General features: G+C 52.7%; 25 protein-coding genes. 7 read left to right on the forward strand and 18 right to left on the reverse strand.

The window, feature by feature from the left end:
- Positions 1 to 29 precede the first annotated feature (29 nt).
- The 9 genes from CJO09_RS05380 to CJO09_RS05420 form a co-directional block, all read right to left on the reverse strand.
- Positions 30 to 926: a creatininase family protein gene (locus CJO09_RS05380; RefSeq protein WP_119441454.1), complete on the reverse strand. Its 897-nt coding sequence runs from the start codon at positions 924 to 926 to the stop codon at positions 30 to 32.
- Between the two features lie 21 nt (positions 927 to 947).
- Positions 948 to 1655, reverse strand: coding sequence for an ABC transporter ATP-binding protein (locus CJO09_RS05385; protein WP_342772182.1), 708 nt, complete (start codon positions 1653 to 1655; stop codon positions 948 to 950).
- Positions 1645 to 2388: an ABC transporter ATP-binding protein gene (locus CJO09_RS05390; RefSeq protein WP_245961236.1), complete on the reverse strand. Its 744-nt coding sequence runs from the start codon at positions 2386 to 2388 to the stop codon at positions 1645 to 1647. Before CJO09_RS05390 ends, CJO09_RS05385 begins: the two co-directional genes overlap by 11 nt.
- Positions 2381 to 3385 carry a branched-chain amino acid ABC transporter permease gene (locus CJO09_RS05395; protein ID WP_119441456.1) on the reverse strand — a complete coding sequence of 335 codons (1005 nt, stop codon included), beginning with the start codon at positions 3383 to 3385 and terminating at the stop codon, positions 2381 to 2383. The genes CJO09_RS05390 and CJO09_RS05395 overlap by 8 nt, the downstream gene beginning before the upstream one ends.
- Positions 3385 to 4260 (reverse strand): branched-chain amino acid ABC transporter permease, encoded by an 876-nt coding sequence (locus tag CJO09_RS05400; protein WP_119441457.1) that lies wholly within the window; start codon positions 4258 to 4260, stop codon positions 3385 to 3387. The genes CJO09_RS05395 and CJO09_RS05400 overlap by 1 nt, the downstream gene beginning before the upstream one ends.
- A gap of 73 nt (positions 4261 to 4333) precedes the next feature.
- Positions 4334 to 5518 (reverse strand): ABC transporter substrate-binding protein, encoded by a 1185-nt coding sequence (locus CJO09_RS05405; protein ID WP_119441458.1) that lies wholly within the window; start codon positions 5516 to 5518, stop codon positions 4334 to 4336.
- 47 nt (positions 5519 to 5565) lie between these two features.
- A complete protein-coding gene (locus CJO09_RS05410) occupies positions 5566 to 6213 on the reverse strand; it encodes a cysteine hydrolase family protein (protein ID WP_119441459.1) in 648 nt (215 codons plus the stop codon).
- A 10-nt stretch (positions 6214 to 6223) separates the two neighbouring features.
- Complete coding sequence (locus CJO09_RS05415) at positions 6224 to 7072, reverse strand: DODA-type extradiol aromatic ring-opening family dioxygenase (RefSeq protein ID WP_119441460.1); 849 nt, start codon at positions 7070 to 7072, stop codon at positions 6224 to 6226.
- A 2-nt stretch (positions 7073 to 7074) separates the two neighbouring features.
- The gene (locus CJO09_RS05420) at positions 7075 to 7383 is read right to left on the reverse strand and encodes a hypothetical protein (protein WP_119441461.1); all 309 of its coding nucleotides are present in this window, start codon (positions 7381 to 7383) and stop codon (positions 7075 to 7077) included.
- 95 nt (positions 7384 to 7478) lie between these two features.
- Here CJO09_RS05420 and CJO09_RS05425 point away from each other — a divergent pair, with 95 nt between their 5' ends.
- On the forward strand, positions 7479 to 8189 hold the full coding sequence (locus CJO09_RS05425) for a GntR family transcriptional regulator (RefSeq protein ID WP_245961237.1): 711 nt from the start codon (positions 7479 to 7481) through the stop codon (positions 8187 to 8189).
- A 73-nt stretch (positions 8190 to 8262) separates the two neighbouring features.
- Here CJO09_RS05425 and CJO09_RS05430 read toward each other — a convergent pair whose 3' ends face one another.
- The 7 genes from CJO09_RS05430 to CJO09_RS05460 all read right to left on the reverse strand — a co-directional run bounded on the left by CJO09_RS05430 (position 8263) and on the right by CJO09_RS05460 (position 13540).
- Positions 8263 to 8667: a RidA family protein gene (locus CJO09_RS05430; RefSeq protein WP_119441462.1), complete on the reverse strand. Its 405-nt coding sequence runs from the start codon at positions 8665 to 8667 to the stop codon at positions 8263 to 8265.
- Positions 8668 to 8696: 29 nt separating this feature from the next.
- Entirely contained in the window at positions 8697 to 9143 is a 447-nt protein-coding gene (locus CJO09_RS05435; protein WP_119441463.1) for a carboxymuconolactone decarboxylase family protein, read from the reverse strand.
- 88 nt (positions 9144 to 9231) lie between these two features.
- On the reverse strand, positions 9232 to 10443 hold the full coding sequence (locus CJO09_RS05440) for a LysR family transcriptional regulator (protein WP_119441464.1): 1212 nt from the start codon (positions 10441 to 10443) through the stop codon (positions 9232 to 9234).
- Between the two features lie 20 nt (positions 10444 to 10463).
- Positions 10464 to 10721, reverse strand: coding sequence for a 2-hydroxymuconate tautomerase family protein (locus CJO09_RS05445; protein WP_391523657.1), 258 nt, complete (start codon positions 10719 to 10721; stop codon positions 10464 to 10466).
- A complete protein-coding gene (locus CJO09_RS05450; protein ID WP_119441465.1) occupies positions 10672 to 12000 on the reverse strand; it encodes a TRAP transporter large permease in 1329 nt (442 codons plus the stop codon). Before CJO09_RS05450 ends, CJO09_RS05445 begins: the two co-directional genes overlap by 50 nt.
- Complete coding sequence (locus CJO09_RS05455; RefSeq protein WP_119441466.1) at positions 11997 to 12497, reverse strand: TRAP transporter small permease; 501 nt, start codon at positions 12495 to 12497, stop codon at positions 11997 to 11999. Before CJO09_RS05455 ends, CJO09_RS05450 begins: the two co-directional genes overlap by 4 nt.
- Positions 12494 to 13540, reverse strand: a complete 1047-nt coding sequence (locus tag CJO09_RS05460; protein WP_119441467.1) for a TRAP transporter substrate-binding protein — start codon at positions 13538 to 13540, stop codon at positions 12494 to 12496. The genes CJO09_RS05455 and CJO09_RS05460 overlap by 4 nt, the downstream gene beginning before the upstream one ends.
- Before the next feature lie 317 nt (positions 13541 to 13857).
- Here CJO09_RS05460 and CJO09_RS05465 point away from each other — a divergent pair, with 317 nt between their 5' ends.
- Positions 13858 to 14784 (forward strand): MBL fold metallo-hydrolase, encoded by a 927-nt coding sequence (locus CJO09_RS05465; RefSeq protein WP_119441468.1) that lies wholly within the window; start codon positions 13858 to 13860, stop codon positions 14782 to 14784.
- Here CJO09_RS05465 and CJO09_RS05470 read toward each other — a convergent pair.
- Positions 14768 to 15379 (reverse strand): cysteine hydrolase family protein, encoded by a 612-nt coding sequence (locus CJO09_RS05470; RefSeq protein ID WP_119441469.1) that lies wholly within the window; start codon positions 15377 to 15379, stop codon positions 14768 to 14770. The genes CJO09_RS05465 and CJO09_RS05470 overlap by 17 nt on opposite strands.
- 17 nt (positions 15380 to 15396) lie before the next feature.
- A complete protein-coding gene (locus CJO09_RS05475) occupies positions 15397 to 15924 on the reverse strand; it encodes a 3-hydroxyanthranilate 3,4-dioxygenase (RefSeq protein WP_119441470.1) in 528 nt (175 codons plus the stop codon).
- A gap of 235 nt (positions 15925 to 16159) precedes the next feature.
- Here CJO09_RS05475 and CJO09_RS05480 point away from each other — a divergent pair, with 235 nt between their 5' ends.
- The 5 genes from CJO09_RS05480 to CJO09_RS05500 all read left to right on the forward strand — a co-directional run bounded on the left by CJO09_RS05480 (position 16160) and on the right by CJO09_RS05500 (position 21370).
- Positions 16160 to 16987 carry an ion transporter gene (locus tag CJO09_RS05480; RefSeq protein WP_119441471.1) on the forward strand — a complete coding sequence of 276 codons (828 nt, stop codon included), beginning with the start codon at positions 16160 to 16162 and terminating at the stop codon, positions 16985 to 16987.
- 64 nt (positions 16988 to 17051) lie between these two features.
- Positions 17052 to 18335: a hypothetical protein gene (locus CJO09_RS05485; protein WP_218961031.1), complete on the forward strand. Its 1284-nt coding sequence runs from the start codon at positions 17052 to 17054 to the stop codon at positions 18333 to 18335.
- Between the two features lie 166 nt (positions 18336 to 18501).
- Positions 18502 to 19467, forward strand: coding sequence for a MerR family transcriptional regulator (locus CJO09_RS05490; RefSeq protein ID WP_119441472.1), 966 nt, complete (start codon positions 18502 to 18504; stop codon positions 19465 to 19467).
- A 165-nt stretch (positions 19468 to 19632) separates the two neighbouring features.
- Positions 19633 to 20463 (forward strand): VOC family protein, encoded by an 831-nt coding sequence (locus tag CJO09_RS05495; protein ID WP_119441473.1) that lies wholly within the window; start codon positions 19633 to 19635, stop codon positions 20461 to 20463.
- Positions 20464 to 20515: 52 nt separating this feature from the next.
- Positions 20516 to 21370, forward strand: a complete 855-nt coding sequence (locus CJO09_RS05500; RefSeq protein ID WP_119441474.1) for a fumarylacetoacetate hydrolase family protein — start codon at positions 20516 to 20518, stop codon at positions 21368 to 21370.

Genomic DNA, 21370 nt, shown 5'->3' on the forward strand with positions numbered 1-21370 from the left:
AATGCGTTCAAGCGCAAGGAAAAGCGTACTTAACGCACCGATTGCGCGCGCTGCTTAACGCGTTCCTCAATGGCGTCCGCCGCCCGCTCAGCCGACAGGCGCAGCGAACGACGCCCTTCTTCCAGGCTGGCGGCCGCCGGATCGCCCAGATAGCCTTGAGGGGTTTTGGCACGGGCATGTTCAAACCCCTTGCGCCACTCGTCCAGATCTTCGGGTCCGAAGTCGGTTGACAACAAACCGCGACGCACCTCGTCGTGCACAAGATCGGGACACGAGCACAGCATCATCGATGTTTCCCATTGCCCGGCATGCACGTCAATGAATTTGGGCGGCGCGTCGTCATCTTCATCGAACGCCGACGGCGAAGACGTCAGCGCACCGAACAACTTGCCACTGCCGGCCTTATGCACGGTCACTTTCGGATCGTTCAAAGGGATACCCAGGCGCAATAACAAGGCGGTATCAGAAACGAAACTGATATCCATACCCGTTCGCTCAACCCCCTTTTTGATGCCCTCGAAAATGGTCAGGTTGTGCAAACGATCGCCATGCCCGGAAAAACAGAACACCCGACCAAAGCCATCACCTTTGAAGCTGTCGAACAAATCGGACATGAGTTCAACCATGATTTCCGGCCGCACCTTGTAGGAAGCCGGGAAAGCGCCGGAGACAACATTAATGCCCCAATAATAAGGCGGCACAATTAAAGCCTGAATCCCCCGTTCAGCCAGAATTTTCTTGGTTTCTCTTAACCGTGCCTGAGGAATGTAGACATCGGTACCACAGGGCAAATGAGGGCCATGCTGTTCAATAACACCAAAAGACCACAACAAGATGGCACCGTCTTTAGCCGCCTGGTCAACTTCAAACCAGGTCATCTCGGCAATGGTGTCGGAAAAGACATTCACAACGCGTTCTTGCGACATACAACCACTCCCGGCATGAAATCAGCTTTCCTGACCCACGCCAATATAACGATCAATCGTGGCTTCATCCCGGCTAAGTTCGGCACTTAGCCCCGAATAAACCACATGACCTTGATCCAGGATAATGGCGGAATGCGTCATGGCCAGGGCCACAATCGGATGCTGCTCCACCACCAACGTCGTCAACCCCGTTTCACGGGTCATCTGCATAACGGCTGCCGACAACTCTTCAACAATAATCGGCGCCAGGCCCTCCATGGGCTCATCAAGCAAAAGTAAGCGTGGATTGGTCATCAGCGCACGCGCAATCGCCAGCATTTGCTGCTCGCCCCCGGATAACTGCGAGCCCAGATTCGCCTGGCGCTCTTCAAGCCTGGGAAAAAGCGCGAAGACCTTGGCAAGGTTCCACGGCCCCTTGTCTTGATGCACCACCATTAAATTCTCAGTCACGGTTAGCGAAGGGAAGGCCTCCCGTTCCTGCGGCACCCAGCCCAGGCCCGCGTGGGCGCGTTGTACCGGCGAACGCCGGTTCAAAATTTCACCCTGAAATCGGAGGTTACCTGAGTAATGTGTCGTTAAACCCATTATGGTTTCCAGCAAGGTGGTTTTACCCGCACCGTTGCGACCCAATACGGCAACGCTTCGCCCTTCCTCGACCTGCAAAGAGATATCATGCAAGGCAATCGCATCGCCATGCCCGGCCGACAACTTTTCGATTTCAAGCAGCATGTTTATGCCCCAAATAGACGTCGCGAACCCTTTGGTCGGCCCCAATTTCTTCCGGTGTACCTTCCACGAGCACCCCACCTCCCACCAACACCGTAATGCGCTTGGCAAAACGAAACACCAATCTCATATCGTGCTCAATCAGCAAGATGGCCAAATCGGAAGGCAGAGAATCGATTAAACGGAAAAGCTGGTCACCCGCTTGGGTGGAAACACCGGCTGCGGGCTCATCCAGCAGCAATACCTTGGGCTTTCCCGCCAAAGCCAGGGCCACCTCCAGCAAGCGCTGTACCCCGTAAGGCAACTCTCGCGTCATGTGGTTCATATATTGACCCAAGCCGACCGCCTGCAAGAGTTCACGGGCTTCCTCACCGGTGCGACGCCCAAGCGCGGCCGTACCAAACACGCGTAAAGCGTTACCGTCGCGCTGAGCGATCGCCAACGAAACCGCTTCAACGGGCGTCATGGACCGAAACAACGCGTTAATTTGGTATGTCCGCCCCAGCCCGCGTCGGGCCCGTTGATGCGGCGGCAAACGGGTGATCTCTTGCTCGTCGAGCAAAATCTTGCCCGAATCGGGCTTTAGTTGACCGGTGAGTAAATTGACAAGCGTTGTTTTTCCGGCTCCATTGGGGCCGATAAGCGCATGTCTGGCGCCGCGCGGAAGCGTTAGATTAATGTCTCGAGTAACATACAGCGCACCGAAATGCAGATCCAGGTTTCTGATCTCAAGCACGATCCTGCTCCTTGTTTAGCTTGGGTCGGCGGCGGCGAACGAGCTGTTGGAAAGAACCGAATGCACCTTCGGGCAAAAACAATACAATTACCACCAGCGCCCAACCCAGCCAGAATTGCCAATAAATTGGGTTCATCCCCGAGAGCAAATCTTGCAGAATAATAAAAGCCGCGGCACCCAGAATACCGCCGTACAAGTAGCCGGCCCCACCAATAATCAGCATGGTTAACACATCGGCACTCCGATGAAACGCCAGCACATCAATTGCCACGTACTGCGTGGTTTGCGTGAGCAGTGCGCCGGCCACGCCCGCCAGTGCAGTTGAGATCGTATAAGCAATAGTTAACGCACGACTGTTGTCTACACCTAATGCGGCAGTTCGCTTCTTGTTCAGCCCAATGCCACGCAAAGTAAGGCCCAATGGACTGCCAATGATTTTTCGTACCACCAGCAAACCAAACATAAGCCAACACAGCGAATACCAATAACCGGTTTTGCCGGCAAAATCGAATTCAAACAAACCCAGCACCGGTGCAATCACCACACCATACAACCCATCGATACCGCCGGTAATGTCATTCGCTTTATTTGCCGCTTCGAACAGCAACAGCCCCAGGCCAAGCGTCACTAGCAAGCAGCTTAGCTCAGTGCCCCGCGCAACCACACGCGCCGTTATCAAACCCAACAAGCCGCTTGCCACCATGGCAACTAACACGCCGGTAATCGGCTCAGTCCAGCCGTACTTGCCGAGCCAGGCGGCCACATAAGCGCCCAAGCCGAAATAAGCGGCGTGCCCCAGAGACACAATACCCGCGTAACCCATGGCCAAATCCAGTGACAGCGCAAACAGCGCCACAATAACCACCAGCGTAGCCAAAGGTAAATAGTTGGGGTAGATGAAGAAAGCCGCGATGGCTGCCACCCAAAGCAAAAGCTCGGCGGCGTGCCAGGATTTATAAAAAGGATCACCCCGATGGGAGGCCGGTGTCCAACGCATTAAACACCTCCCGTTTTAAGACCACGCAAACCTTGCGGGCGTGCCATAAGAATAAGAATCATGATGGCATACATGGCGAACGAGCCTAAATCTGGTAAGTAATACTTGGTGGCAATGTCGAAAAAACCTAAACCCATGGCAGCAATAAAGGTGCCGCTAACCGAACCGGCGCCCCCCACCACCACAACCAGCAAAGCAAGAACCAGATACTTAATGGCAAACGCCGGATCCAGGCCAAGGGCCTCAACGCCCAGCGCACCGCCCAGGCCGGCCAAAGCCGTGCCTACCGCAAAACACACCATAAATACTTTCTGGATGGGAATACCCAAGGCCGCCGCAACACGTTGATTATCCACCGCCGCCCGTACCATAGACCCAAAGCGGGTTTTATCCAAAGCCAGCGTAAGCACAACCAACAATACGACACTGATCACCAACAAAAGCAGCCGATAACGTGAAAAGGAAATTTCCTCTCCAAGATAAATACGACCCGTTAGCACTTCGGGAATTTGAATGAGCTGAAGCGAAGGCCCCCACAAGTAGGTAACCGATGCGCCCACAATCATCATGACGCCGATGGTGAGCAACACTTGTGCCAAAGGACTGCGACGGTAGACCAACTGAAACAGTGAACGCTCAAGAATCATGCCCACCAAGGTGGCCAGTACAACGGCGGCCAACACCGAAATACTGAACGGCCAGCCCAGGTAATTCGTAAAACTGACGACAAAATAACCGCCCACTATCGCCAGGGCAGTGTGGGCAAGGTTCACGAATCCCATCATTCCCAAAGTGATTGACAGCCCTATGGAGAGCAGAAAAAGCAGCGCTCCATAGGACACCCCGTCAATCACGACCCCTATAAAATTCACCATAGGTTTAGTCGCTTATTGTTAGTTTTAACGGTATATGAACAACTTTAATGAAAAGAAAGTCGATTGATCCGGATCACTCTTCCTTGCCTGGATCTTTCACCATGGGAATGGTGTCGAATTCAACGTTGTACAGCTTGCCGTCTACTTTCTCTACGCGGCGAATGTAAACGTTCTGCACCACATCGCGATTCTCGTCGAACTCAATGGGGCCACGCGGGCTGGTAATTTTCATGTTCTTGGCCAGCTCTACGGCTTTATCGCCGTCAATATTACCGTCCAGCTCACGAATAATGTCATACATCATATTCATGCCATCCCAGGTCGCGGCCATGTAAAAGTTCACACGGGCATCGGGACCATGAACAGCTTGATAAGCCTTGATCAACTCCTTGTTCTCAGGAGAGTCATGCGCCATGGAGTAGTGATGACTGGTAACCAGACCCAGCGCCACATCGCCAATCCGATCAAGAAAGACATCATCGGTAATGTCGCCCGTTGTAATCAGCTGAATGCCCTGGTCTTTCAGCCCACGTTGTTCATAAGCCTTAAGCAATTGAACCCCGGTATCGCCGGATGGCACGAAAGCAAAAATGGCATCGGGCTTGGCATCGCTTGCGCGCTGCAGATACGGACCGAACTCTGGGTTGGCCATGGGCGCGCGGACACTGCCCAATACTTTGCCACCCGCCGCTTCAAACGCCTTGATGAAGGCTTTTTCCGAGTCCAGACCTGGACCGTAATCCGACACAAGCGTATAAACCGTTTTAATATCATTTTCAGCGGCCCAGGCTGCCAGCGGCGCAGATACCTGAGGCAGGGTGAACGAAGCACGTACGATATAAGGTGAACGCATCACAATGCTGGAAGTGGCAGCAGCGTTCATGATGATCATCGGGGTTTTCGATGCCGTTGCAATCGGTGCCGCACCCATGGCGTTGGGCGACAACCCAAAACCGGCCAGAAAATCAACCTTTTCCACCGACACCAGCTCCTGAGCTGCGCGCCGCGACACTTCCGGATTCGGCCCGGTGGTATCACGATAAATAATTTCTACTTTATGGCCATCCACCGTATCGCCTTTGGCTTTCTGAAACGCCTCGATCGTGGTTTGAACTTGTCGACCATAATCTGCAAACGGGCCCGACATTTCGGTGATGACACCGATGCGGATTGGTTTTTTCTCTTGTGCAGCAACGACAGTAGAACTTAATGCAAGTACGGCGGCAGCAAGGCTGCCCAAAACGGTTCGGCGTTTCATTTAATTCTCCTTGATTAAAACCGATTCCAACAGGCTTCGACAATGCGCTACGACAATGACTGAGGAGCCCACTGCGCCACCACATCGGTGGTCTCACAAAGCTCCCCAAAAAGAAACTGCATATTCATCAGACTGGCCTCATGCAACGGCGGGGTGTGTGACGCAACCGCGTCCTTCACAACGGCGGCGATATACCCCAAGGAATGCGCCTCGCGCACTGTGGACTCGACACACACTTGCGTTTGAACCCCCCCGAACACGAGCGTTTCGATGTTTTTTTCCTGCAAAACGCCATGCAACGGGGTATTCGAAAACCCGCTATACGCATGTTTAATAACCACACTTTCGTTGGGCATGGGTGTAACCCCGAACCACTGCGCACCCCAGGTGCCCGGCTCGCAACACACGGCCGTAATTGCCCGCTGATCAAGTTTGCGCTTCATCGCAACAGGAATACGCTCCGGAGAGTAATCGGAGCCGATCCAGACAACCGGTACGCCCGCCGCTCTGGCTGCACTCACCAATGCGGTCAGGTTGTCGCAAATAGTGGCGGCAGCCGCCACATCTTTGCCCATTACTGCATCGATATATCCGCCGGGTGCGCAGAAATCGTTCTGCATATCAACAATAACCAAAGCCGCTGACCCGGATGTGAGCAATTCGCTTAATGATGCGACTGTTTTTGTTGCCGTCACGCAAGGCCCCTTAAGTTAAATCCCAATAGGAACCGCCCATGCCACAACGCAACGGGACGGACGGAACATAAAACACGCTTTCAGCGTTCGGACGCCCCGCTTCCGCTGCAGCACCCATTGCCACCAGCCAGGCCAGCAATTCACCCCCGCCGCCGTCGCCGCCTTCAAGGTACTTTTCAAATGGCAATTCACGCTCAACTTGCGCCACATCCCCATCTTCAAGAAGGCCCATAAACCAACGGTCAAAATCCTCATGAACCGTGAAGTAGTCCACACCACCGGGATCATGCGACAGCCCCCCGGTCGCCATCACAACCACACGCTCGTCGCTGGGATAAGCACTTACGATGCGCGCGATTTGCTTGCCTACTTCCAGGCAACGCCCCGAAGACGGCGTGGGCGGCACAATCGGATTCATATGAATCGGAATAAACTTGGCATCGTATTTGGGAAATAGAAACTTCAACGGCACCGACCAGTTATCGTCGAAAAGCAGATGCTCGGCAAAGGCATGGTTGATGCCTGCCTTGGCTGACTCACGCACCAGTGCGCGCGCCATATCACGATGACCTGCAATAGCGTAATCGGGCACATTCAACCAATCTTTGAACCACGGTGCCGGGCCGTCCCAGTGATCACCAATTCCGACACAAAAATCAGGAATATTGCTCATGGGAAAATTCAGCAAGTGGTCGTTCGCCACCCCAATAATGACGTCGGGCTTTAATGCCTCCATGCGCCGCGCAAACTCGGCATAGCCGGCCAGCACCGCATCTTGTTCTTCCTTGGGAGCACGATCAAGCCAACCGGTAACACCCGGTGCGTGCGCAATCCCCATGGTTGCAACTAATTGCGCCATTCTTAGCTCCCTTCCTTCAAAATACCCATTTTCTCGGCATACAGGCGTGCCGCATCGCTATCGTTGTGGTTGTATCCGCCCCCTTTGAACAAGCGGCTCACCTGCGGCAAAAAGTAAGGATGAACACCCAAAGCACCCAGGCCGGCAATATCCATGTTCCGCCAGGCTTCGCGTTCTGCAGGCGTCAAACCGAAATCCTCCATGGACGCTTCCATGTCGTTTTGGAATTTGCGAAACTTCTCGGCATCGCGACGCAGCTCAAAAACCATTTGATTCGACGGCAATGTCCGGTCGACATTCTGAATTCCCATCGATTTTTTCTCCTAATTCCGATTTATTAAGCTAATATCGACGAACTGTAGAGTCGTTTATAATTCCTGTCAAGAAACTGACCTAAGGGTTTTCCATGTCTACGATCACAAAGCTTGATCCATCTCAAACCTTGTCAAACTCTATCGCTGAAAAACTGCGTGAGAACATCGTCAGCGGCAAGATGAGTCCGGGGTCGAAATTGCGCCTGGATGAACTTCGCGGCGTGTTCGGGGTAAGCTTAAGCCCCTTAAGGGAAGCCCTATCAAGATTGTGTGCTGAAGGTTATGTGGCAGCCGAAGGCCAACGAGGCTACAAAGTGGCTCCCACCTCACCTGCGAACCTAACCGAAATTACCCGGCTGCGTTGTGAAATGGAAAGTTTCGCTTTACGCGAGTCGATTCGCCTTGGTGACGACGAATGGGAAGGCGACGTAATCGCCGCCCTGCATCGATTAAACAAAATTGAACGCGTTCATGTCGACGGCGATCAAATGAAACAATGGGAGTCCGCGCATGCCGCGTTCCACCGGAAATTGGTGGCGGCCTGCAATTTGCCTTTGCTATTGCATTTCTGTAATACCCTGCACGACCTGAACGATCGCTATCGCCGTATTTTTCTGAAGAACACGACAATTGACCGCGATGTTCGCCAGGAGCATGAAGCGCTTTGCCACGCAACCATCACACGCAACGCCGATGAAGCCTGCGCCTTATTGCGTAATCACATCGAGCGTACATCGGCTTACGCGCTGAATGCGCTGAACCAGCAGATTGCGCAAACGCACAAAGATAAAGCGGCTTGTTGAACCCCGGTTTTACCAGAATCCAACAAGCCGCCTGAACACCCCGCTTTACGAAAGGGTGGCTTATGAGCAGCGCTTAACCCAAATAAGCAACGCAGTCCACCTCAACATTCACACCCTTGCGATGCGGCGTGCCACCTGTACAAGTACGTGTGGTTTTTTCTCCCTGCATAAACTCGCGAAACGTTTCATTAAAAGCGGGGAAATCGGCAACATCGCGCAAACACACGCGCATATTCACCACCTGCGCCATTGTGGCACCACCGGCTTCCAAGACGGAACGCAAATTGGTTAACACTTGAACGGTTTGTTCACGGATATCTTCCGACACCACTTCTTTGGTTTCAGGGTTCAACGGCCCCTGCCCGGACACATAAAGAAAATCGCCGGCACGAATCGCCTGCGCCAAAGGAGAAGGCGTATTCTGATTGGTAAAACCAGTCGTTGGTGCAGACTGGCTATGAATGATCTCTTTCGGCATAACAACACCCTTTAAAAACAGTTGGCAAATTATTTTTCAGCAGCAGCGGCTTCGCGCTTGGCGATACTGGCCAATTGTTCCGCGCCGCGATTCGCCGCAGACATCCCACGGAAGAGGAAACACAGGTTCACAACCGCTTGCATTTCCTCCCAGCTTGCCCCCGCCTTGCGCGCGGCAATACCGTGCAGTACCGAAGCATCGCTGCCGTCCATGAGCAACATGCCAAAAAGCATCAGCTGTGCTGTTTTGACATCGAAGCATTTTGGGTACATGGCGTGTTCGCGAATGCGTTCCTGCATGTCCACAATTTCGGGGTCAAGAGCGCCCGTAACATGCAAGCGCGCTTCAATGCGTGGGGGCACAAATCCCAGAAGCTCTTCATAAATTTTGCCGCGCTCCTCGACGCTTGCTTTCTTATCGGCGTATTCACCAATAGAGTTACGCACAATTTCTTTGTCTATACGTGGGGGAAGCATAGGAATCCTTAAGTTCTATTAACACCAAAAACAATCGATTTAATATAAAAAAATCGATATTAAACTGTACATGAAATTAATGGATTTGTCATGACACCGATCGCGCGATAAAGCGAATTTCATCCATCAATAATTGCGCAAGCGGTGACGAATGCGCTTGGGTTCGGGTAAGGATGCCAATCGATCGCTGAGCAATAGGGTAGTCATCGGCCAAGCGCACTAACGCACCCGATTGCAGGTCGTGGTGAAATAGACGGCGGGCACCGGCGCTGATTAGATCGCTTTCCAACAACAACCCACGAATCGTGGAAACATCGGACGACTCAACCGATACCCTGGGACAATTGACGCCCTTTTGCTGAAGTGCGGAAAACAAGGCTTCGCGCGTCGGTGTCCCTGCAGCAGGCAATACCCAGCCAGCTTTCACCACGTCTTCCAATGTCACATTACGCTGTTGCGCCAAAGGGTGATCGGCGCGCGCAACGACCACAATCGGATCGTCGAACAAGCGCTCACTGACCAGGCCTGCATGCTGCTCCAGAGGTTGAAGTGCGCCCACAACCAAATCCAGGTCACCGCACCACAAACCCGCCACCAGCGTATCGAACGAACCTTCGTGCGTTGAAATTTTCAATTGCGGATAAGAGGCCAACAAACGCGAAATAGCCGGGGGTAGAATGCTGGCGCCGCCAAACGGCAAGGCACCCACCGCAATACTTCCCTCGAATTGCCCCTTGACGCGATTCATTTCAACCCGGGCAAGCCGTAACTGAACCAAAGCCCGTTTAAGGTGGTTCAACAAAATATCGCCGGAACGAGTAAAGCGGAACGTTCCCGCAACCTGCTCATATAAAGGAACGCCAATACTTTGCTCGAGGTCACGCAACGCCATGCTGACAGCGGGCTGCGAAACACCAAGCTCTCGGGCCGCCGCACTCATATGGCGTAGCTGGGCAAAAGCAAGAAAAATATTAATACGTTGTTGACTTACCGCCAGCGAAAAAATGGGCGCATTGGGTGACAACATCCGGTTTGCATGAAGCATCTCAAGGCTGCGGCGTGCTACTGCCATTTCCTGAAAGGCAAAATCAACACGCCGATACAGGATATTGCCGAATTCCGTCAGCAACATGCCATGCGCATTGCGCTCAAAAAGACTGAAGCCAATTTCCGACTCCAACTCGTCGATGGCATGAGAAACAGAAGAGCGGGAACGACGCAGCACGTCACCCGCTCTTTTCATGCTGCCCTCTTTGCAAATGGCGTGAAACGCCCGAAGATGTTTTGGGGCCGGAAGCATGATTAAAAAGCGGGGGAGCGCTAACGCTCCCCGCGCTCTGCCGCAGAAATACCGGCAATCCCCCAATGGGTGCGCGGGACCTCATCAACCAAAACCCGAATGTTCTGATGAGGCGCATCCAAAGACGCATGTATCGCTTCAGTAACCGCGGCAATCAGTTTGGCCACGTCCTCGTCGCTGCGGCCTTCCATAATGGAGAGTCTGGCAATAGGCATGTTCAAATCCTTGTTAATTGGGGAACAGCCAAAGCAGGCCGAGTGTAATGGAAGGCAAGCCAACCATCAGGGCCAAACGAACCAGGTCGGACATAATAAATGGCACCACCCCCTTGAAAATTGTTGCCATGGGGACGTCTTTGGCAATGCCGTTAATAATGTAAACATTCATACCCACCGGCGGCGTTATCAGCCCCATTTCCATGGCAACCAGCGCAATCACCCCAAACCAGATGGCTTTCTCATCGGGAGCCAAACCGTAAAATTCGAGCCCCATCACGATAGGCAGGAAAATCGGAATGGTGATCAGAATCATGGACAGGCTGTCCATCACGCAACCCAACAGCACATAGATCAGGATCAGCACCAGCATAATGCCGATGGGATGAATACCCAGCGTTTGAACCCAGTCGGACGTCACGTTCGGAATCTGACTGACCGCCATCAGCGAATTCAACATATCGGCGCCGAGCAGAATCAAAAAGATCATGCCCGTGCCTTTGGCCGTTCCGGAAATACTGTCTGCCAAACCGCCATTCTTAAGGCCGCCCGACTTCCATGCCACGGCACCTGTAGCCAGAACACCCACGGCGGCGGCTTCGGTGGGTGTGAAAATACCACCATAAATACCACCGATGACCACCAGGAAAATCAGCACGACCGGCCATGTTTTAGCCAACGTTTGCATACGCTCGCGCCAGGAATGCGGCTCGACACCGGGCCCGGCTACGCCAGGATTACGACGCACCACAATCCCAATGACAATCATGTAGCCAATAGCGGCAATAATCCCTGGAACCAGGGCCGCCATGAATAATTTGGCGATATTTTGCTGCGCCATAATGGCATAAATGACGAGCGGGACAGACGGCGGAATCAATATGCCCAGCGTACCGCCCGCAGCAATGGAGCCGGCAGCCAATGAGGGCGCGTACTGATGGCGGCGCAACTCAGGCAATACGACCTGGGTCATGGTTGCCGCGGTCGCCAGCGATGAACCACAAATTGCGCCAAAGCTGGCACACGCACCCACACCGGCCATCGCCATGCCGCCACGCCAATGCCCGATGAACGAGTTTGCCGCTTTAAACAACGCGCGGGACAAACCGCCATGCGTGGCGAACTGCCCCATTAAAAGGAACAGCGGCACCACCGACAAATCGTACAAGGAAAAACGGGAAAACGGTGCATGCTTGAGCACCGACAAAAGCGGGTTAAGCCCGGTAATCCATACATAACCGACGGCGCCGGCCAGGAACATGGAGATACCAATATGAACCCGCAGTGCAAGCAGCACCATCATGAAGGCCAGCATTGCCAGCCCGATTTCAACACTAGTCATGAATCACGCTTTGAGCATTCGAGATGAAAATTGAACAATGCGGCAACACCCAGCAGCGAAAAGCAGATGGGCAGAGGAATATAAGCCCACCATACCGGCACGTTCAGTACCATGGTGCTTTCCGAATAATCGCGGATTTCCCACATACCCACATAAGTGCGCCAGGCAATAAGAAAAGACACTGCTGCCAGAATCAGTGCGGCTATTGCGTCCAGAACATGCTTGAGCCGGTCGGATGCCCACAAAGTAAAGAAGTCGACAAAAACATGCCCGCGTTTGAATTCACAGTAAGGCAGGCACATGGCAATGGCCACAGCCGTCAACAACTGAACCAATTCATAGTCGCCGGGCACGCCGTAGTCGATTGTATTGCGCCCGATAATACTGGTAACGGAAAGAAGGGCTTCCCCTATTAACAGGAAGAAGCCCACCCCCGCGAGTACGGCGCAAAAACCTTCTACGTACTTACGTACTTGCGAAAAGATTGAAACACTCATTTTTTATTATATTTTTCCACCAATGCACGGGCATCGTCATACAAAGCCTGGCCGTCCATGCCTTTGTCGTTCATTTCGTCGATCCATTGCTGGGCAACTTCGGAAGACGCGTCTTTCAACTTGTTCACTTCTTCCTGAGACCATTCATAAATGACGCCACCGGCTTCCTCGGCAGCTTTACGACCTTGTACGTCGGCAGCCTGAAAGCGGCTGGCGATCCAGGCAGACGTTTCAGCACCGCTGTTGTCATCGATGACTTTTTTCAGGTTGTCTGGCAGGCTGTCGTATTTGGCTTGATTCATGACATAAACCATCGTCGAAGTCGCCATGAAATTACCTGAATCGTCTTTGATTTCAGCATGGTATTTGGTGAGCTCGTCGAGTTTCACCGAAGGCACCACTTCCCATGGCACCATCAGGCCATCGAGCACGCCTTTGGAAATACCCTCAACCGCTTGCGGCAGTGGCATGCCCATTGCATTGGCGCCGATATCCGTCAGGAACTGATTGCTCATACGTGAAGCAGCACGGATTTTCAGACCCTGCATCCCTGCAACTGTCTTGACCTCTTTGTCACGCAGGTGAAAGTAGTTTGGCCCATTGACCCAGATACCAATCGGCTTGAGTCCGGCGAACTCTGTTTTAAGCGCATGCTTCTCTGCAAATTCCCACAAGGCACGCGATGTGTTCTGGTGATCGGGCGCAAAGAACGGCAGTTCAAACACCTCGGAAATAGGGAAGCGCCCTGGGGTATAACCGGGCAATGTCCAGACAATATCGGCCACACCGTCACGTGCTTGCGTTAACAGCTGGGGAGGCGTACCACCCAATTGCATGGCTGGATAGATCTGGCATTCCAGACCGCCATCGGACTCTTTCTTGATCTTCTCGCACCACGGTACGATCATGTCCCAGTGGGCTGTCGTTGCGGTCGGCAGGAAGTGTGCAACCTTAAGGGTTACCTTTTCCGCTGCGTTGGCCTGGGTGGCAAAACCACCGGCAACCAGCAAGCTCAATAATGTGCGACTAATGATATTTTTCATGGAGCCTCCGTTGATAAAACGTTATTACATTGGATCACAGCGATTCGTGCCCGAACTTTGGCATGGTAACGAAAAGACGCCTATTCTTGCGCTAAACGCCTTGCTGCGTCGATACCAAAATACTTCTAATACTGCCTAAAAATTTTATATGCGTAGTGATTTTAAAAAAATTCACGCACTCGCGTGTGAAAATAAAACCCTACATGTGACGCAGTTAGCAAAAGTAACACATTTCCATAGTGGCGCCCGGCACTAAAATCGATTTTTCTTGGATATTTCAAACATAACAGTTCAAACATAACAGCAAAGGAACGCGCATGACATCAGGGTTTGACATTAACTGCTGCGGCCATGGGTTGCAATTGGGCAAAGTGGAAATCACCCGTGTTCAAGACTATTACGGCCCCGGCTTTATCAGCAATTTCATGTTTCCGGAAGTTCGCCCCGAAATGTTCGAGGCCCATAAAGACTGGCTGGTGCCGACTTTTTACAATCCGGAATCCGACAAAATCACCTCAACGATTCACAGCTGGCTGGTTCGCACCGAACATCACACTATTTTGATTGACGGCTGCGTGGGCAACCACAAAGAGCGCCCGCACAACGAGCGGTTCAACATGCGTAACGAGCCCTGGCTGGAGCGCCTGGCGCGCGCCGGTGCGCGGCCCGAAGATGTGGATTTCGTGATGTGCACCCACCTTCACGCCGATCACGTGGGTTGGAACACCCGCCTGGTTGACGGCCGCTGGGTTCCCACCTTCCCCAACGCAAAATATATTTTTTCACGCAAAGAATTCGAGCGCTGGGATACACGGCGCCCCGACTATGTTCATACCACGGCTGAAGAAAATGTTTTTGAGGACAGCATTCTGCCTATTGCTGAAGCCGGACAGATGCTGTTGGTGGAAGACGGCTATACCGTTGATGATTTGCTTACCGTGGAAAGCGCCATTGGCCACACCCCCGGGCACGCAAAAATCCGGCTTAAAGATCAACACCACCACGCGCTGTTTTGCGGCGACGTGATTCACCACCCCATTCAACTGCCTTACCCGGAAGTTTGGTCACGCTTCGATGATGACCGCGTGAAAGCACTCGAAACTCGTCTGGCCGTGCTCAATGAATGTGTTGATCACAATATCCTGATGCTGCCCATGCACTTTGCCGAACCATTTGTATGCCGGATCAAGCACAACCCGGAACGCACCGACCACCCTTCCTTCCTGCCTATCTGGGGGCCGTAAGTATTTGAATAATGTCTTCCGACGGGCAAACAATACCAATATTGTTGCGTACCGTCGCCAACGCACCTTCGTGGCCCGCTTTACTGTTACTGTTCACGCAATCTTCCGGCACCACGATATAGTAACCACGAAAGAAACCTTCGCGTAACGTTGAGTCGACACAGACGTTGGTGGCAACGCCTGTGACGACCAATGTCTTCACCCCAAGCGACTGCAGTTGGGCATGCAGATCCGTTTCAAAAAAAGCGCTGTAATGGTGTTTGGTAACAATCGGCTCACCGGGTTCGGGCTGCAAGCGGAAAAACTCGACACCCCAAGTACCCTCAAGGCAACACCCTTCGTCTCGTCGCTTCACCCGATAAGGTTCGTTCAGATACTTAAAGTCGTAAACCGAACGAATCCAAACCACCGGCATGCCGGCCGTGCGGGCGACATCTACCAAACCTTGAATGCGATCGGCCAACGCGGGCGCAAAACCCACGTTGTAACCCCTTTCGCGGTGCAAATAACCACCTTCTGCGCAGAAATCATTCTGCATATCTACGACCAGCAACGCCGTCGATTCTGGGTGAACCTGCGCTTCAAGCAATGACACCGTATCCTGCCCCTGAACTAGTCGCGCCCGGGTGCGACGGTACCGCACTTCTTACACGTACGAAACTCCAGCGAGGTGTAGTAGTTGTCGTAAGCACGCCCAACCGGATCTTTGCGGTAATCGTCGACCACATAGGTTTCTTCATGCAAAAAGTTATCGCACTTCGGACAGAACCAATGGAAGCGATCTATTTCGCCCGGCTTTCGCGCACGCTCGATAATGAACTGGAAAGCATCCGGTGCAAACCGGGGTGAATGCGGCACAAACGGCTCTTGATACAACACCGACCCCTGCGGCACATGCGCAATTTTCGTTTCACCCTCCGGCGTGCGGTAGTGCAGGTCGAGATCGCCAATTAAGGAAAACTGAATCTCATAGCTGGGATTAATGTGAAACTCGCTACGATACGTGCGCCCGCGGGCAATAAATGCCAACGACTCATCATTCAGCCAAAGCTGGTGAGTATATTTACCGGTTTCTTTAAGGTGCTTAACGATCCCGTCGAGATCGATATTCGGCATTTCAAATTTATCTAGTACAACCATGGTGCCTCCAGAATAGAAGAGAACAGGATCAACGCAGCAACCCCATTACGACGCTTTGATTGTCACACAAGCGAACGCAAAATAGTGTTCGAAAATATTTTTAGCGGGCAACAAAGTCTTTATAAGCCACAAACTTTACGAAAATCAACGTCTGTGCCGCGGGTAAACCGACGCGCTTGGCAAAGACCAACTTCCTCTAGAATATCGGCGGTCAAATCCTCTTGTTTCCCTCATCATGAATGCCACGTCTATTTCATTGCAGCAACGTACCCGAAAGCTGGTAGAACACCCTCGCTTCACCGGCACTATTCTTACCCTGATTATTCTAACGGCGATCATTCTGGGCATGGAAACATCGCCCACCATCGTTGCCCAATGGGGTCCGACCCTGGGCTTGATCAACAATCTGTTTCTGGCGGTGTTTGTCGTTGAGCTTGTGCTACGCATCTACGCCTGGCGCACGCGCTTTTTTGTCGACCCATGGAGCCTGTTCGACCTGATTGTGGTTGGCATCTCGCTGGTGCCGGCCTCGGGGCCGCTGGCCATTCTGCGTGCCCTCAGGGTATTACGGGTATTGCGCCTGGTTTCAGCGGTGCCCGCCATGCGCAAAGTCGTGGCGGCCTTGCTGGGCGCGTTACCCGGCTTAGGTTCGATTGTGGTGTTGCTGTTGCTTATTTATTATGTCGCGGCCGTGATCGCCACCAATATTTTCGGTGACAACTTTCCCGATTGGTTTGGCACGTTGGGGCGCTCTTTCTATACCCTGTTCCAGATCATGACGCTGGAAAGCTGGTCAATGGGCATATCGCGCCCGGTGATGGATACGTTCCCATGGGCCTGGGCCTTTTTTATTCCCTTCATTTTGATTGCAACGTTCACCATGTTGAACCTGTTCATTGCCATTATCGTGAACACCATGCAAACCTTTCACGAAGCCGAGCAAGCAGAGCAGCAATGGGAAAAAGACCGTCTGGAACAAGCCGACAAGGATTATCTGCATGATCAGCTTGAACGCATTCAAAAACAACTTGATCAACTTAGCAGGAATCTGGAAAAATCTTAATTATGTACACTTATCTATAAATCAATACAAACACATCAAATGTCCTGAACAAGGAGACAAAATCATGATTCCATCCGTCGCGGATATGCGCAAAACGCCGCCTGGCTATTTTTCGGTGCGCTTCGGGCTACCCGAATACACCGACTGGCTCGACGAAAGCATGTCTTGGAAGAAAACCGCCTCAATCGGCGATTGGTCTTTCTTGTGGCAACGTCGTATTGTGGGCAAAGACGCGCTACGCCTGCTGTCCGACGTATCTGTTAACAGCCTGGCCAAGTTTGTTGTCGGGCAGGCAAAACACCTTATTCACACCAATAAAGACGGCAAAGTCATTCACGAGGGTGTTCTAAGCCGGTTGGGTGAGGAAGAGTTCATGCTGCACGGGCGGGGTGGATTCTGGGTTGACTACAACCTGCGACACGGTAGCTACGACGCCGAAACCATCCCCGACGATTGGTTTATTTACCAGGTAGCCGGCCCCAACTGCCTTGCCATTTTGGAAAAAGTCGCCAAAGGCAATTTGCGCGACATTAAATTCATGCATCAGGGCCAAATTGAAATATGCGGCCATAAAATCTGGGCGCTGCGTCAGGGGATGTCCGGCGAGATCGGTTTCGAATTGCAAGGGCCTAAAGAATGGGGGCCTGAAATTATGGAAACGATTCAAAAAGCCGGCGAAGAGTTCGGCTTGCGCCGGATTGGCGGACGGGTGTCATCCATTAACCACCTGGAAGCCTGCTTCCCCACCATTGTGGTTGACTACCTTCCGGCGATTTTCAGCGAAGACATGATCGACTATGCCAACGAGTTCCGTGCCGCCATGCCGGCTTTTGCCACCACATTCAACGTGGCCGGGAGCTTCGATGGCAAGCACGTGAGCGACTACTATCGCAGTCCTGTGGAGCTGGGATGGTCGCGCAACATCAAATTCGATCACGATTTCATTGGCCGCGAGGCCCTGGAAAAAGAAGTGGCCGATCCGCGTCGCACCATGCGCACCCTGGTTTGGAATGCCGATGATGTACTCGACGTACAAGCGTCACTGTTCCGCAAAGGTGACCATTACCCGTTCATGGACATGCCACGTGATCAGCGCGGCTTCATGTGGGCCGATAAAGTCATGAAAGGCAGCAAGGAAGTGGGTATCGCCACCGCCCGCGGCTTCAGTTATTACTTCCGTGAAATGCTTTCGCTGTGCACCATCGACGTTGATCAGGCTGACATTGGCAACCAGGTTGAGGTGTACTGGGGCTACCCCGACGGCCCGCAAAAGGCGATTCGTGCCACCGTGCAACCCGCCCCGTACAAAGAAGACCGTCGCCGTCTCGACTTGCATGGCGCGAAATAAAGCCAGTTAACGGGTCAAAATGACCGACCTTTAAGCGGTGAACCGATATTGAGCGGTTCACCGCTTTTTATTTTCATGTTTCCCGGTAAAATTGAATTTGAAACGCTTAAATCAGTTCAATAGCAGTACAAACTAAGATTTTATCATTCTCAACAAGGACAGGCTCATGACACAGAACGACTCTTCCCCAAAGTCCGAGGGCTACCGCAGCGGCACGGCAGCCCGCCTTACCGGTGTGCCTGTTGAAACACTGCGTGTATGGGAGCGGCGTTATAAGGTTGTCGGCCCCCGTGTCAGCCCGCGCGGGCAGCGCCTCTACTCAAATGAGGATATTCAACGGCTGACCCTTATCAAACAGCTGGTTGACGGGGGTTACCCCATAGGCTCCATCGCACATTTACCAACAGCCGGCCTGCAAAGCATGCGCAGCGCCCCCGAAAAACCCACCAAAACGTATCATGTAGGCATTGCGGGTGCCTTTGTCGCCAGCCCGAATGTCATCGAGGCATTGAAACACTCAGCCTTGCGTGTGACCTGCCACACCATGATTCCGGCAGAAGCGGCAACCCTGTTCAAAGACGCCCATATTGAAGCGGTTATTGTGGAATTGCCGACGCTAACCGACGACACCCCAAATGTTGTCAGCCGCATTCAACAAGCGTGCGACGCAAGCCAGGCGATTGTGTTGTACCGCTTTGCTCCCGGAAAAGTGGTGCGCCGTTTGCGCCAAAACGGAATCAAAGTCGCTCGCGCAACGTCGGACCCACATGAAGTGGCAGCGCTATGCCAAACCCTGCTGCATAGCAACAGCCAGCCTTCGCCCGTTATTTCGTCGAACCTGAGTTCAAACGACACGCCGCCGGCACCCCGGTTTAACGCCGAAACCTTGAGCCAGTTTCTGGCGGCTTCCAACAACCCCTATTGCGAATGCCCTCGCCACCTGATTGAACTGATCCTGAGTTTGAACAGCTTCGAGCAATACAGCGCCGAATGTGTAAACCGAAGCCCACAGGATGCGGCCCTGCACCGTGATCTGCAACGAACCGCCGGACAAGCACGATCGTTGCTTGAAAACGCGCTGGACCGTCTGGCTGATGTTGAAGGATGGCGACGCGAAAGCGCTGCGGCCTGATTCCTACTGCGCCCCACCCAAAGCCGTGAAGTATTTCGCGGCTTTTTTTAAATAAAATTTTTTATAATTATCAATATATGGTAAAAATGTTAATTAGTTAAGACGTTTTTACTATAATGCAAGATATCGTGCCGCACTGGAACGACCTCGCACCCGGAGAAAGCCATGAGCCTGCTCACCGCCCAACTCGATCATTTAGCCGTTAATAGCCCCAACCCGGAATCCATTGCCGCTTTCTACTGTAAAGCCATGCAAATGCGCGTCGCTCAAGGTAAGGAAGAAGAATATATTTGTGAGGGGCGTGAACGCCGTATGGTGTTTTACCCCGGCGATGCAAAAACATTGCGGTATTTCGCCTGGAATGTCCCCTCGGCCGAGGCATTGGAAGAACTGAAAAAACGCGTTGAAGCCGCCGGCATCCAAACCCGGCCTTCTATATCGCCGTTTTTCAATGACAACGCCTTTACCATTACCGATCCCGATGGCCATCACCTGGTTATAGGCCACGACGGCTCGAACAGAACACAAGACGCCGGCCTGCCGGCACGCCTGCAACACTTCGCGTTCGGCACCACCCACATTCAGCCCATGCTCGACTTTTATGAAAAAACACTGGGCATGCGCATCAGCGACAATGTATATGCCGACGATGGCAGCCTGCGTTCCTCATTTCTACGCGCAGGCAACGAGCATCATATTCTGGCCATTTTCGTGGCAGGGCAGAACGCATTCGACCACCATTGCTATGAAGCCGGTGAATGGAACCTGATTCGTGACTGGGCCGACTTTCTCTCTGAGCAAGACATTCTGCTTGATTGGGGCCCAGGGCGCCATGGACCCGGCAAAAATCTATTCTTCATGATCCGAGATCCCGACACCAACTGGTTGGAAATTTCAGCCGAACTTGAGCTAGTGACGGAAGACCGGCCCACCGGCTCCTGGCAACATCGCGAAAAAACCTTAAATAGCTGGGGTAAAGCCTATCTGCGCAGTTAAATCAGAAGTTGCCGCAATACATGCAAATCATTCAATCACGGAGTACACATCCATGCGTTTAATTTCTTTTGTCAGCCGCAACGGCCAATCGGGCTATGGCGCTCAAATTAACGATCAACAAGTCGCCCACCTTTCGGCCGTACTCGGCCATCGTTATAACGACCTGAAATCGTTGTTGGCTAGCGGGCTGGAAGAAGCGCAAGTCGCGCTAAACTTCGCCCCGGTTTTATCCACCCATGAAATCCATTTGTTACCCGTCATTCCGAACCCGAACAAGATTATCTGTGTTGGGCTGAATTACGAAACACACCGCGTAGAAACGGGCCGGCCGAAAGAAGCCCACCCGTCTATCTTTACGCGCTTTGCCTCCAGCCAAATAGCGGCAGGCGACCCTATTATTCGCCCCCGAGTCTCCACCGCACTAGATTACGAAGGTGAGTTGGCCCTCATCATCGGGCGACCCGGCCGGTACATTAAAGCAGCCGACGCGTTTAATCATATTGCCGGCTACGCCTGCTACAACGACGCATCTATTCGCGACTGGCAACGTCATTCACACCAGTTCACACCAGGCAAAAACTTTGTCGGAACAGGTCCATTCGGACCCTGGATGGTAACCCGCGATGAAGTATCAGATATTGAGTCACAAACACTCACAACACGACTGAACGGCGAAATCATGCAGCAAGCCAGGATTGCCGACATGATTTTTTCAATTGGCGAGATCATCGAGTACGTATCATCATTCGCGCCGCTGGAAACCGGCGACGTCATTGCAACCGGCACGCCGGGTGGGGTGGGCTTCAAACGTGAACCCGCTGTTTACATGAAACCGGGCGACACGGTTGAAGTTGAAATCACTCAAGTCGGCGTTTTGCGCAACCCCATCGCCGACGAACTGGTGTAA

The organism is Neopusillimonas maritima (genome assembly GCF_003576595.1).
In the GTDB taxonomy this organism is placed as follows: Bacteria; Pseudomonadota; Gammaproteobacteria; order Burkholderiales; family Burkholderiaceae_B; genus Neopusillimonas; species Neopusillimonas maritima.